10 protein-coding genes and 2 pseudogenes are annotated in these 13286 nt (G+C 58.5%); all 12 read left to right on the top strand.

What is annotated here, in order from left to right:
• Window positions 1–204 precede the first annotated feature (204 nt).
• The 12 genes and pseudogenes from WCA85_RS31070 (at window position 205) to WCA85_RS31015 (ending at window position 13252) form a co-directional block, all read left to right on the top strand.
• Complete coding sequence (locus WCA85_RS31070; RefSeq protein WP_424068851.1) at window positions 205–1557, top strand: ABC transporter substrate-binding protein; 1353 nt, start codon at window positions 205–207, stop codon at window positions 1555–1557.
• Between the two features lie 142 nt (window positions 1558–1699).
• Window positions 1700–2566 (top strand): annotated as a pseudogene (locus tag WCA85_RS31065) (carbohydrate ABC transporter permease); the annotation flags it as partial.
• Window positions 2563–3423: a carbohydrate ABC transporter permease gene (locus WCA85_RS31060; protein ID WP_424068849.1), complete on the top strand. Its 861-nt coding sequence runs from the start codon at window positions 2563–2565 to the stop codon at window positions 3421–3423. The pseudogene WCA85_RS31065 and the gene WCA85_RS31060, both read left to right, overlap by 4 nt.
• Before the next feature lie 86 nt (window positions 3424–3509).
• A complete protein-coding gene (locus tag WCA85_RS31055) occupies window positions 3510–4619 on the top strand; it encodes an ABC transporter ATP-binding protein (RefSeq protein ID WP_424068847.1) in 1110 nt (369 codons plus the stop codon).
• 311 nt (window positions 4620–4930) lie between these two features.
• Window positions 4931–5728, top strand: a complete 798-nt coding sequence (locus tag WCA85_RS31050; RefSeq protein ID WP_424068846.1) for an acetoacetate decarboxylase family protein — start codon at window positions 4931–4933, stop codon at window positions 5726–5728.
• Window positions 5729–5822: 94 nt separating this feature from the next.
• Entirely contained in the window at window positions 5823–6197 is a 375-nt protein-coding gene (locus tag WCA85_RS31045; protein WP_424068844.1) for a tautomerase family protein, read from the top strand.
• Between the two features lie 106 nt (window positions 6198–6303).
• On the top strand, window positions 6304–7335 hold the full coding sequence (locus WCA85_RS31040) for an L-lactate dehydrogenase (RefSeq protein WP_424068876.1): 1032 nt from the start codon (window positions 6304–6306) through the stop codon (window positions 7333–7335).
• 161 nt (window positions 7336–7496) lie between these two features.
• Window positions 7497–7688 (top strand): annotated as a pseudogene (locus WCA85_RS31035) (integrase); the annotation flags it as partial.
• Window positions 7689–7832: 144 nt separating this feature from the next.
• Complete coding sequence (locus WCA85_RS31030; protein WP_424068880.1) at window positions 7833–8114, top strand: hypothetical protein; 282 nt, start codon at window positions 7833–7835, stop codon at window positions 8112–8114.
• Window positions 8115–8443: 329 nt separating this feature from the next.
• The gene (locus WCA85_RS31025; RefSeq protein ID WP_424068842.1) at window positions 8444–10321 is read left to right on the top strand and encodes a feruloyl-CoA synthase; all 1878 of its coding nucleotides are present in this window, start codon (window positions 8444–8446) and stop codon (window positions 10319–10321) included.
• 129 nt (window positions 10322–10450) lie between these two features.
• Window positions 10451–10795 carry a PaaI family thioesterase gene (locus WCA85_RS31020; RefSeq protein WP_424068840.1) on the top strand — a complete coding sequence of 115 codons (345 nt, stop codon included), beginning with the start codon at window positions 10451–10453 and terminating at the stop codon, window positions 10793–10795.
• A gap of 900 nt (window positions 10796–11695) precedes the next feature.
• Window positions 11696–13252, top strand: coding sequence for a PQQ-dependent sugar dehydrogenase (locus WCA85_RS31015; RefSeq protein ID WP_424068838.1), 1557 nt, complete (start codon window positions 11696–11698; stop codon window positions 13250–13252).
• Window positions 13253–13286: the final 34 nt, after the last annotated feature.

Below are 13286 nucleotides of genomic sequence, written 5' to 3'. Positions count from 1 at the left end.
GAAGGGCGCCGCATCATGGAAGGCGTGAGGCAACAAACGACTGACGGTGCGTAAGAAGTTGTGAAGTGCGAGTGTTTGCGGAACGAGGACATCTATCCGTATCACGTCCTTTCCGTGGATGTTGGTGTCCGGTGGTGGGTTCTTCATGCTCAATCGAAGATCCCTGTGAGAAGTTCATGAACGGTGAGAATCAAGGAGACAAGAATGAACGCGACCTTTTACATTAATCGGCGAATCCTGCCTGCGCTATGCCGACGATTCGTCACACTCGCCGCAGTTTGCGGTGTCTTGGGCGCAGGCGTCGCGAATGCGACGACTGTGACGATCGGGGTTCCCAACAACAACGATCAGATCGAGCTGAAAAAGCTTTCATCTAACTTCGAGAAGGCCAACCCGGATATCCAGCTCAACTGGGTGGTTCTTGAAGAGAACGTTTTACGCCAGCGATTGACTACGGACATCACGACCAACGGCGGTCAGTTCGATGTCCTGATGATAGGGTTGTACGAAGCACCGTTATGGGCGAAGCGCGGTTGGCTGGTCCCAATGACCAACCTGCCGGCGGACTACGATGTCAATGACCTGTTTAAGAGTGTCCGCGATGGTTTGTCCTATGACGGCAAGCTGTTCGCGTTGCCATTCAATGGCGAAAGCTCAATGACGTATTACCGCAAGGATCTGTTCGCGGCGAAGGGCCTGACGATGCCGTCCCAACCGACCTATCAGCAGATCGAGCAGTTCGCCGACAAACTGACCGACAAGGCCAACGGCGTCTATGGCATCTGTCTGCGCGGAAAGGCGGGCTGGGGCGAGAACATGGCGTATGTTGGAACGCTCGTGAACACGTTCGGTGGACGTTGGTTCAACGAGAAGTGGCAGGCCCAGCTAACGTCGCCTGAGTGGAACAATGCGATAAGTTTCTACGTAAACCTGATGAAGAAGGATGGCCCTCCCGGCGCAAGTTCGAATGGCTTCAATGAGAATCTTTCGTTGATGACGAGCGGAAAGTGCGCGATCTGGGTCGATGCGACCTCCGCTGCGGGCATTCTCTATAACCCCAAGGAATCGTCGGTTGCGGACAAAGTGGGGTTTGCGGCGGCACCCGTGCAGGCGACGCCCAACGGGGCTCACTGGCTTTGGTCATGGGCGCTCGCGGTTCCGAAGACGTCACGATCGCAGGATGCCGCAAAGCGATTCATCGAGTGGGCAACGTCGAAGGAATACATCAAGATGGTCGGGTCTGATATCGGTTGGGCATCCTTGCCGCCCGGTACCCGACAGTCGACTTATCAGATTTCGGAGTACAAGCAGGCGGCGCCGTTCTCTGAATTCGTTCGCAATGCGATCGAAACTGCCGATCCGAATCATCCGACCGCAAAGCCCGTGCCCTATACCGGTGTCCAGTTCGTGGCGATTCCGGAATTCCAGTCATTCGGCACTGTCGTGGGTCAGGCCATTGCGGGTGCTCTCGCTGGACAGACGGACGTGGCCTCAGCTCTGACGGCCGGAAATGCTGCTGCGGATCGCGCAGTACGTCAGGCCGGCTATCAGAAGTAAAGCGGGAATGTCCTGAAGATGCGGCGAGTCCGGAGCATCGAGTCCGGGCTCCCGTTACATTGTAGGTGCACATCATGCAGCATACTGCTTCGTCTGTTGAGCCATTGACCGTCCCTACAGGCGGTCTTCTGGATCAAAAAAAGGGGCCTCGGTACGGTGGCTTGTTGCGCCTTCGGTTGGCGTACTCATGCTATGGATGACCGTTCCGCTGGCGATGACTATCTGGTTCTCATTCTCGCGCTATAACCTGCTCAATCCAGACGCGAATGGATTCGCCGGCTTTGATAACTACCGCTTCCTCGCGACGGACCCATCCTTCCTTCCATCGATCGTCCACACACTGGTGCTGATCATTGCAGTTCTGGTCATTACGGTAGTGGGAGGAGTGCTTGTCTCTGTTCTTTTCGATCGGAAATTTTACGGCCAGGGTATTGCGCGGCTATTGGTGATCGCCCCGTTCTTTGTGATGCCGACGGTCAGCGCCCTAATCTGGAAAAACATGATCCTGCATCCGGTCTATGGCGTTTTAGCCAGCCTCATGCGCGGCATGGGGCTGACTCCCATCGACTGGTTTGCGGATTATCCGCTCACGGCCATCATCATGATCGTGTCCTGGCAATGGCTCCCGTTCGCGTTTCTCATTCTGTTCACAGCAATTCAGTCGCTTGATCAGGAGCAGAAGGAAGCCGCACGCATCGACGGCGCAGGGCCGATTGCGATGTTTTTCTTCATCACGTTGCCTCACCTGAAGCGAGCGATCGCGGTAGTCGTGATGATGGAAACCATTTTCCTTCTGTCGATTTTCGCAGAGATATACACCACGACGGGCGGCGGCCCCGGTAGCGCAACGACAACGCTGTCGTATCTGATCTACTCGCTCGGTCTCCAGCAGTTCGACGTTGGTCTTGCCTCCGCCGGTGGGATTCTTGCGGTAGTGCTCGCGAATGTTGTCTCGTTCTTCCTGGTGCGCATGCTGGCGAAGAATCTTAAAGGGGAGTATGAGAAATGAGCCACGCTATTGCCCCTCCAACCACCGCCGCCACGGCTCGCAAGCCACTTGCGTTGATCGGCCGGGCGGCACCCGGCGTCATCGCCTGGGTCGTCGCGGCCCTGCTGTTTTTCCCGATCTTCTGGATGACCATCACGGCATTCAAAACGGAACAGCAGGCCTATGCATCGTCGCTTCTTTTCACCCCGACACTGGAAAGCTTCCGGGAGGTCTTCGCCCGCAGCAACTATTTTTCTTTCGCGTGGAACTCGGTGCAGATTTCAGTAGGGGTCACGCTGTTGTGCCTGGCGCTCGCTATACCGGCCGCGTACGCAATGGCGTTTTTTCCGGGTCGCCGCACGCAGAAGACCCTTCTGTGGATGCTGTCGACGAAGATGATGCCGTCTGTAGGCGTGCTCGTACCAATCTATCTGCTTTGCAAGAATAGTGGGTTGCTCGATACAGTTTCGGGGCTTGTGATTGTCTATACGCTCATCAATCTGCCGATTGCGGTATGGATGACGTTTACTTACTTTGCCGAGATTCCCCGGGACATCCTGGAAGCCGGTCGCATCGATGGCGCTACGACCTGGCAGGAAATCGTGTATCTGTTAATGCCGATGTCGTTGCCGGGACTTGCGTCAACCTCCTTGCTTCTAGTCATCCTTTCATGGAACGAGGCATTCTGGAGCATCAACCTCTCGAGTTCGAACGCTGCGCCATTGACTGTATTCATAGCTTCGTATTCGAGTCCTGAGGGACTGTTCTGGGCGAAGCTTTCTGCCGCTTCCCTTCTTGCCGTTGCGCCCATTCTGATCGTCGGCTGGCTCTCGCAGAAACAGCTGGTGCGAGGACTGACGTTTGGCGCGGTGAAATAAGGAGGGGTTATGGACTACACGCCGCCCCGTATAGCGACAGGCGCAACGGCTGCGTCAGCATCAAACGAACCCTGAAGGAGACGATCATGGCTGGTCTGGTTTTGCGCGGCGTAAGCAAGCGCTATGAAGAAACTGATGTATTGCGGGACATCAACCTCGAAATCCGCGATGGCGAGTTCGTCGTGTTCGTCGGCCCGAGCGGTTGCGGGAAGTCGACGCTTATGCGAATGATTGCGGGCCTCGAAGAGATCACCGGCGGTGACCTGAATATTGATGGTGTGCGGGTGAACGACGTGCCGCCGGCAAAGCGCGGTATTGCGATGGTGTTTCAGTCCTACGCGCTCTATCCGCACATGTCGCTGTACGACAACATGGCATTTGGACTGAAGCTTGCCGGTACAAAGAAGCCTGAGATCGACGCAGCGGTGCGCAATGCGGCGAAAATCCTCCACATAGACCACCTGTTGGAGCGCAAGCCCAAGCAACTGTCAGGTGGCCAGCGGCAGCGTGTTGCGATCGGTCGGGCAATCACGCGCAAGCCAAAGGTCTTTCTGTTTGACGAACCCCTGTCCAACCTTGATGCCGCGCTGCGGGTCAAGATGCGTCTCGAGTTTGCACGTCTGCATGATGAACTGAAGACGACAATGATCTACGTGACACACGATCAGGTCGAAGCGATGACTTTAGCCGACAAGATCGTTGTCCTGTCAGCAGGAAATGTTGAGCAGGTCGGAACGCCGTACGAGCTTTATCACGCACCCGCAAACCGGTTCGTTGCAGGCTTTATCGGTTCGCCAAAAATGAATCTCTTTGAAGGGGAAGTCGTTGCGGTCGATCAATCCAGCGTCACGGTGCAGTACGGATCGGGCGAATCGCAAACAGTCGCCGTCTTGCGCGGGGATGCGAAAGTCGGGGATAAGGTGACGGTCGGCATCCGTCCCGAACATCTTCATGTTGCGGCTTCGGGAAACGGCGCGGTAGCAAATGTCACGGCGGTCGAGTCACTGGGCGATGCGGCATACCTCTATGCTGAATGCAGTGCGGCACCCGACGGTCTGATTTCCCGTATTCCGCCTTTGGAACGACATCGGCACGGCGACATGCTACGCGTATCGGCACGCGCGGAGCATTGCCATCTGTTCGATGCAAACGGCCGAGCGTTCATTCGCGCTACGAGCCACGCACAGGCCGCGTAGTGGCGAAGCGGGGTCGGCAATCGGCTTCTATCCGCTTCAGCCGCAAAGCCTTATCAGACAAGGCGCTTCTAAATTCGAAAGGTCAACTGGAAAGTCGAAAGATTGTTTTTTAGCAGAGTTGACTATAGTTTTATGTAATGGCCCTTCCCAGCGCGCCGACTATCCTCGAGGCATGGTGGACCGAAGCAGATCGTCTCGTAGATTGGCGATCCTCGAATGGTCCGCGTCAGGTGATACGCGGCGTTTCCACAAAACGCCATGACCGCATGAACAGCGACGCTTGAGTCGCCGCACTCAATGAGGAAAACGAAATGTCTAAAGCATTTTCGGTTCCCGTTACTCCACAAGGAAAGTCCGCGTTGGCAACCTTGCCGCCGTGGCACTATTCCAGCGACTGTCTCGCCGTCGAATACGGGGTCGACCAGAATGCAATCGCAGCGCTACTGCCGCCAGGCCTCACGGTAGACGAGAAATCCGCAGGACGCGCCTTCTTCTGGTTTCTGGATTGGCAGTTCACCGGATCCAACGACGAACTGACAGACCCCGCCCGGTACCAGTATCGCGAGGCCTTCGTTCTGGTCGAGGCCGTCTTCGACGGTGTTCCCGTCAATTATTGCCCTTACATCTTCGTCGATAACGATGCCGCCATTGCCCGTGGATGGGCGCAGGGGTTTCCAAAAAAACTCGGCAGCGTCTACCAGACTCGCAGCTTCTCCGCACCCAGTCTGGCTGCCGCGCCACTTGCCAAAGGAAGTCGCTTCGGCGCCAGTGTGACTGCGCACGGGAAAGGATGGCGACCGCCCGTATCCAGCTGGAGCAAGCCGTCGCCGATCCTTCGACCGTTTTCAACCGGCCGACGACCATGCGCCGTTACTTCCCACAGCTCGCGGCCGGCCGCTGGGACAAACCACCGGTCGACGAACTCACCATGTCGCTCACGGACAGTCTCGCGATCGTGGATGTGGGGCGGATCGGCCGAACTAAAGCTTCCCGTAGTCGATGGTGAGGACATGCACCTGATTGCGCCACTGCGTGTCGGACAGGGTTATCGGCTCGGCATGGCGTACTCAGTGACGGACCTGCGCATTCTGAAGAACTACGCCGGATGACCGTCTGGATGGCCCTGTGGGTTAACAAGGGGCCAGTTATGCGGGCCAACGTTAATGCGAATGCCCGCGAAACGTCAGTATAGGACTCGCTCCCATGCCGCTCTATACCTTGATTACTCAGGACGGTGCACTCAGCCGTGACGCCAAAGCCAGGCTCGCGATGGATCTGACGACCCTGCATTCCGACTACGCGGGTGTATCGAAAAATTGGGTGCATGTCGTGTTTCAGGACTATGCGCCCGACAGCGGGTTCACCGCCGGAGAACCCGCTGCAACAGCCGCGCTCACGCTTTTGATACGGACCGTACGGTCACCCGAATATAAGCGGGAATTGCTACAGCGTCTCTGGACACTGTTTCAGACGGCGACGGGAGCGCCCGATGACCGGATTGTCGTAGGCATTCAGGAACTACCAGCGAGTCAGGCGATGGAGACGGGGCAGATCATGCCGGATATCGCGAACGAATAAGGCGAGGGCGAAGGCGCCCACGTTCCTGAGGAGCTGGAGGACCAGCATGATCATCGCGAGCATTGACGACTATCGCAAACAATGCGAAGCCAGACTTCCCTGATTCCTGTACGACTACATCAGCGGGGGTTCTTTCCAGGAGAACACGCTGCGAGCGAATATTGCGGAGCTACAAGCCACCCTGTTGCGCCAACGTGTGACGGTGGACGAATCGCATCTCAACTTGTCGATTCATTTGTGGGATCAGGCAATGTCACTGCCAGTCGTCCTCGGGCCCGTCGGTATGGCCGGAATGTACTCGAGCCGCGGCGAAGTCAAAGCGGCCAATGCGGCGAAGGCGGCTGGGGTTCCGTTTACGCTGTCGACCACGGGGGTATGCGATGTACACGAGGTCGCGCAAAAGTCCGGCGTTCCCCCTTGGTTCCAACTCTACATGCTCAAAGACCGCGGCTTCGTCAAGAGCGTGATCGAACGATCCGTTTCCGCAGGCTCGAAGGTGTTGGTATTCACCGTCGATCTCGCGACCCCCGGGCGGCGTTACAGCCAGGTGCACGACGGGATAGAGAAGGACCCGACGCTTCTGGGGATGCTGGGGTTCGTAGCCCAAGGCGCGACGCACGCCCGCTGGGCCCTCGATATCGTCACTAAAGGCTGGCCGCTGAAGTTTGGTACTGTGGCTGAAGCGATGCCCAGAGGCGTCCCGTATGGAAAATCTGTTCACGACAATTTCGATGCATCGACTACCTGGAAAGACATCGAGTGGGTACGGTCGATCTTTCCTGGAAAGATTATTTTGAAAGGCATTCTCGACTCCGAAGATGCCGAGCGCGCTGTCCAGACACATATCGACGGGATTGTGGTGTCAAACCACGGTGGCAGGCAGCTCGATAGCGTGACATCGACCATTCGTTCCTTGCCGAAAGTTGTCGATGCCGTTCAAGGTAGAGTTCCGGTGTTTATGGATGGTGGCATTCGCTCGGGCCTAGACGTGTTGAAAGCGCTGGCGCTTGGTGCCAAGGCATGCTTCGCAGGGCGGGCGCGGGCATATGCATTGGGGGCGGCGGGCGAATCAGGGGTACGGGACATGTTGGACATCCTTGGCGCAGCTCAGGGTCGCCATGATTCTGACCGGATGTAGTGATGTCAACCGAGCCACTCCAGACTTGCTGCTCAAGGATTAACGCACGCCGCAGCGTAGGTCGCCGTCTTGTGGCCGGTGCGACTCCATGCGTCACTCACGCGGGAGTTTCTTGAGTATGCACGCAGGAACGATTTGAACTCGGGCAAGCACATCGCTGCATGGGAGGCCACGTGGTCCCTCCGGCGACGCTCATGCAGCAGAGAACCCAACGCCCGGTGCAGTTCGAGATCACGGAGCAAACTCGGCAGAGCGTCGCCGTCTGGATTTCGGCGCGTGGACTGAAGCCTGCCGACTATCTCTTTCCGAGTCGGCTGCACGCCTCACCTTACCTGTCGACACGCCGGTACGCGCACGGACGACGTGCTCGAAATGGCGGAGTAAACCGAAGTCTGATTAGATCGCGGCCGGTGCGCGGGCGCTTGTCGGCCAATTCGAGTCGTTCGACATGCCTACCTAAATCGTCGACAATTCCTGGTGGGCGGCAGCTAGCAGCCGTGATTGATGCACTCCAAATCACTACTTTCGACGGAAGCGAACTACCTGTGCTGATTTGGGCACTGACGCGGAAATCCCTTGATGGCCGAGGTGCGAGCGAAGGCACGACCAAGAAGGTCGAGATCGAACAGCTTAACGACGGAAGCTTTTTATTGATGCGGTACGAATCCGTAGAGGCGTCATTTTCGAGCTCGGATCATTGGTACATCTCACTCGAAGAGGCATACGACGAGTGCGAGCGTGTCTATGGCGTCGGTCACGACGATTGGCTCCAGCGGTGATTGCATACGGACCGTCGCGGGCGCAGTGTGGCCAACTGCGGCCATTGAGGCGAAAACCGGGGATGTCCGCTCCCGGTTAGATTTGAGGCTCCCACCGGCGCTAACCTGCAATACCGGGGATTAGCCTGTTTGGGCTGCCGGGATTCCCCTCGGTCGTGAAGCGGCGTAACGGCGGGTGCGCGGCTACGTACTCGACGGTGCAGACCAGACTTCAGGTTTCCTTCCAAGCTTCCGCGCCCACCCGCGTCGGGTGGTGTCGAAACCGACAGCGATCAATATGCTGACGGTAGCAGGCTCGCCAATAAAACAAGGCTTTGGAGACAAATACGATGACAGCGCTCAACGCGGACGCCAGTATGGCCGTGCCGTATCGATCCCTACGGATGCCTGTACGACAAACGCTTGTCGACCGCCGTCCCGATGGCACATTGATCATGCGCTCCGCCGCCGTACCTGTCGCAATTGAGCAAAGCGGCTTTACCGATTTTGTATTCAAGTGGGCAGAGTGTCGTGGCGATACGCTGGCGTTCTGCGAACGCGACACGGAGACTACGTGGCGTTCGATCAGTTGGCGAGAGTTGTTGCACCAGTTGCAGGCAGTCGCTGCGGCCCTGTTGGAACTTGGCCTGGGCCAGCAAAGTCCGCTCATCCTTCTATCGGGAAATTCGATCGAACAAGCCGTGCTGTTGCTCGCGGCCGAATATGTCGGCATCCCCACTATGCCCGTATCGCCGGCCTATTCAACGCTCAGCAAAGACTTCGGCCGCCTGAAAGCGATTGTCGATCTCGTACCGCCGGCGGCTGTATTTGTGCAGTCCGTCACGTCATTCGAAAATGCTCTTGCAGCGCTGAACCGCTCAGATATCAAGGTTATCGCGGTGCAAGGCGCAGAGGGAGAGCGGTTTGCCTGGAGCCGGCTCGTCGGTACCGAACTCACGCCTGCACGTCGCGTTGCGCTAGATCGTGCGCATGCCGCTATCCGTCCCACGGACTTCATGCGCGTGCTGTTCACGTCGGGATCGACTGGGGCTCCCAAAGGCGTCCCGATGACCTACGCCAACCTTAAATCTTCCACCGCCTATTTCCACGACTCTTTTGAGGCATTAGCCGAACCTCAACCGGTTTTTCTCGACTGGATGCCATGGCACCACACGATGGGTGGCGTATTCGGTTTCGGCCGTGCGATGGTAACGGGTGCCACCCACTACATCGACGACGGCCGGCCGGTTCGTGGGCAGTTTCAGCGCACCGTGCGCAACCTGCATGAAGTGTCGCCCACGTTGTTCAGCAGCGCCCCCTCGGCGCTGGCAATGCTCGCCGCAGAAATCGAGAACGATTCCGCGCTCGCCGCAAAACTGCTCTCCCGGCTGCTGGCCTTCGGCTATGGCGGTGCCAGCCTGCCCAAAGACGTATGGGAACGCATCCAGCGCGTGGCCGAGCAAACCGTGGGCGAGCGCATCGCCTTCTGCACGTCGCTCGGCGCTACGGAAACCAACGGAACGGGAACCTACTTGGGGTGGGCAAGTGACGATCTGGGCAATATCGGCGTTGCGACTCCTGGCACTGAAGTCAAACTCGTTCCACTCGACGGTAGCGATGGACGCTACGAAATCCGCCTCCGTGGCGGTTCGATTTTCACGGGCTACGTCGCACGCCCGGATCTGACTGAAGCCGCTTTCGACGACGAGGGTTACTTCCGGCTAGGCGATGCGGTGCGTCTGGCAGAACCTGCCGATCCGAGCCAGGGCCTACGGTTTGCCGGGCGTGTGGTCGAAGACTTCAAACTCACGAGCGGCACCTGGGTGCGTACCGGCTCAGTGCGTCTGGCGTTGCTGGAGCTTTGCGCGCCCCTGATCACTGATGCGGTGATCTGCGGCCATGATCACGACTTTATCGCCGCGCTCGCGTGGCCGAACATTGCCGTATGCCAGCGTCTCGCGCCCGAGTTAGCTGACCTGGACGCGACTGAACTGATCCAGCATCCGATCGTCGTCTCGCAGTTGCAAGCGCGGCTTCGCACGCAGACTGCGGGGGGCGCGAGCCTGATGGTCGCGCGTCTCATGCTGATGGCTGAGCCGCCATCGATCGACGCCAACGAGATTGCTGACAAGGGGTATGTGAATCAGGCCACAACCCGTGCACGTCGTGCAAATCTTATCGATGAGTTGTACCACGCCCGACCAGCTGGGCATATCGCGTGTGCATAGAGAACGTCTGTTGAAAACCCTGAAAGCGGGAGAGTAGTCATCGAATCAGTCAAACTATCCGGTGCGGCAAACGCGCCGGGGCCAGACGTGCCGCCCGGCTTCGCGCCGTTGGCCAGTCGGCCCGGCTTCGTGGCTACGTGTCAGTCGATCTACGTTGACGCCCAGCAGCGCATCGTCGCCGCGCGCATTGAGTCGCTCCACCTCAACCCACTAGGCATCGCGCATGGCGGCTTTCTCGCCACCCTGGCGGATACCGCGTTTGGCTTTGTGTTACGTGCCGCTGGCGAACGCGATTACCCGCCCGTCACAGCGAGTCTGACGATGGACTATCTGGCTCCTGCGCGCAATGGCGCGTGGGTCGAAGCGCGGGTTGACATTCACAAGGTCGGCCGCAGGCTGATCAATGCGAGTTGCATGCTGAATTGCGGTGATGAACTCATCGCTCGTGCTAGCGGGGTCTTTGTCCCCGTGTAAGCGTCAACACGCTGGCCTGGCCTAACGGTATAAAGGGGCGGCGAGCCGCACGATGCTGACGTTGCACATCATTCGGCGTTTAGTTACGATGGGCTGCGCATCAGGGCAGGTCAAGTATGAGCTCCTTCCGAACTCGTTCAATCGAAGTCATCTGGAGGTAAGTGCATGTCCACCGAGGATAACCCGGCATCTCCCAATAAACGCAGAGATTTCCTTCGCGGCGTCGCGACTGTCAGTATCGCGACAAGCGCCGGCTGCTTTGTCGGCGACGCTCTGGCGCAAACGACACCCGGCGACCGGCCTCCAGCAGCGAGCAGGGCACATCAACGCCGACACACGAACCTCCACGTGAAGCCCCCGCCCTCCCTCGCTGATCCGAGCCATCGCAACCTTCGCACCGCGCCCTCCCCCCGCTAGCTCGATAACCATGCGCAGCGCAACACGCGGCTGCCATGCAGGTTGCGTAATTTGGTCACATGCCAGACCCTCGCGATCCGTAAGGTACCGTGAGGCCTGCCAGCGCACCCGAAGAACACCCGCTGCATGACAACCCGGTGGCGTGCAGATGGCAAGCCTGCCAGAAACGCCATTCGTTGGTTCACTATGGCCTAACAGTCTCCCGTTCCACCGTAGAATCGTCTTGGTAACTCAATCCGCGGAAGGTGGGTCATGCGATCTAAACCGTGCCGGTGGTCGAACACAGCGGGGCGCGGGATGCTGTCCATGCACTCGTTCCCCCAGGCGCTCCTCCTGACCATAATCATCGCCAGTCCTGGTATTGGCGGAGACGCGGCAGCTCAGGTCCCACCAATGGGTAACGCCGGCCAAGGAAAAGTCTTCTTCCAGCAGAATTGCGCCATCTGTCATGCCGATAACCTGGGCCCCGGAAACACACCCATCATGGGTCAAGGCCCCAGTCTCGTGGGCGTTTTTGGACGGCGCGCCGGGTCTATCCCTAACTTCAGCTTTACCAACGCCTTGAGCGGTTCACACGTCACATGGGATGCCGCAACCCTCGAGCGGTTCCTCTTGAATCCAGCGGCAATGGTGCCCGGCACTACCATGCCCGTTTCGGTCGCCGATTCGAGCAATCGCGGCAATGTGATTGCCTACCTCTCCACCTTGAGGCCACCGGCTCAGGTTTCCCAAACCCCCAACCCAGCGTCCGCTTCCACGACTGAAACCGACTCCGGCGATTGGCATCATGCCGCCCCGGGGGTCGAGCATCACCTCACGCTCGCTGATTTGCCTGCACCCTACAGCACGACTTCGTCCGGAAACAGTCCGCAGGTGGTAAAGCAGCCCGCCAACGCCTTGCTGTCGGTTCCGCCAGGGTTCAAGGTCCGGCTGTTCGCGACGGGTCTGTCGAACCCCCGCATCGTGCGCGTCGCACCCAACGGAGATATTTTTGTCGCGGAGACGGCCGCGAATCGCATCAGAGTATTGCGCGCCGCCGACGGAGCGGCAACGCCATCCGACAATCAGATCTTTGCTGACGGCCTGGACCGGCCCTTCGGTATCGCCTTTTATCCACCGGGAAATCATCCGCAATGGATCTACGTGGCGAACAACAACTCGATTGTCCGCTTCCCGTATCGCAGTGGAGACCTTAAGGCGACCGGTACGGCGCAGGTCGTCGTACCGCGCCTCACGGAAAGCCACGGCGGCCATAGCACCCGCGACGTGGCCTTTTCGCTGGATGGCAAACGCATGTTCATTACCGTTGGTTCCGGGTCAAACGTCGCTGAAGCCATGAGCAAAAAGACCCCCGAGGCGATATCGCGTTGGGACGCCGAACATGGACAGGGTGCGGGATGGGATGCTGAAACCAATCGCGCCGACATTCTCGTAACGGACCCCGAAGGCCATGCACCGCTTCGCACCTTCGCGACGGGTATTCGCAATGGCGCAGGAATCGCGGTGGACCCGGATACGGGCGAACTGTGGGCTTCAACGAACGAGCGCGATGGCCTTGGCGATAATCTGGTGCCCGACTACATCACCCGGGTGAAAGCAGGCGGATTCTACGGTTGGCCCTGGTACTACATGGGTGGTCATGAAGATCCTCGCCACGCTGGCGAGCGCCCCGACCTCGCCGGGAAGACGCTCACTCCCGATGTTTTATTTCAGTCGCACTCGGCCCCGCTCGAGATGTGCTTCTATCCAGCGACAACCGGCGTAGCAGCATTCCCCGCCGAGTATCGTGGAGACGTTTTCGCGGCGATGCACGGCTCATGGAACCGAAGCTCGCGCACCGGCTATAAGGTAGTGAGGGTGCGCCTCGATCACGGCGTTCCAACCGGCGAGTACGTGGATTTTCTCACCGGGTTCGTGATCGATAATCGTAGCGTCTGGGGCAGACCCGTAGGCGTGGCCGTTGCCCGTGATGGCGCGCTACTCGTGACCGAAGATGGTAATGGCACACTGTGGCGCGTCTCCTCTACGGGCGGGTCTTAAGGCAATAAAAATAAAATCTGTTGCTTGAAGTCCG

The sequence above is a fragment of the Paraburkholderia sp. genome (assembly GCF_049581445.1).
Taxonomy (GTDB): Bacteria; Pseudomonadota; Gammaproteobacteria; order Burkholderiales; family Burkholderiaceae; genus Paraburkholderia.
The sequence above is the reverse complement of the archived record's forward strand: the minus strand, read 5'-3'. Positions and strand labels throughout refer to the sequence as shown.

What these genes read in the sequence shown, in the direction of transcription:
- WCA85_RS31070 (WP_424068851.1), top strand. Translation starts at nt 205, where the DNA reads ATGAACGCGACCTTTTACATTAATCGGCGAATCCTGCCTGCGCTATGC.
- WCA85_RS31060 (WP_424068849.1), top strand. Translation starts at nt 2,563, where the DNA reads ATGAGCCACGCTATTGCCCCTCCAACCACCGCCGCCACGGCTCGCAAG.
- WCA85_RS31055 (WP_424068847.1), top strand. Translation starts at nt 3,510, where the DNA reads ATGGCTGGTCTGGTTTTGCGCGGCGTAAGCAAGCGCTATGAAGAAACT.
- WCA85_RS31050 (WP_424068846.1), top strand. Translation starts at nt 4,931, where the DNA reads ATGTCTAAAGCATTTTCGGTTCCCGTTACTCCACAAGGAAAGTCCGCG.
- WCA85_RS31045 (WP_424068844.1), top strand. Translation starts at nt 5,823, where the DNA reads ATGCCGCTCTATACCTTGATTACTCAGGACGGTGCACTCAGCCGTGAC.
- WCA85_RS31025 (WP_424068842.1), top strand. Translation starts at nt 8,444, where the DNA reads ATGACAGCGCTCAACGCGGACGCCAGTATGGCCGTGCCGTATCGATCC.
- WCA85_RS31015 (WP_424068838.1), top strand. Translation starts at nt 11,696, where the DNA reads ATGGGTCAAGGCCCCAGTCTCGTGGGCGTTTTTGGACGGCGCGCCGGG.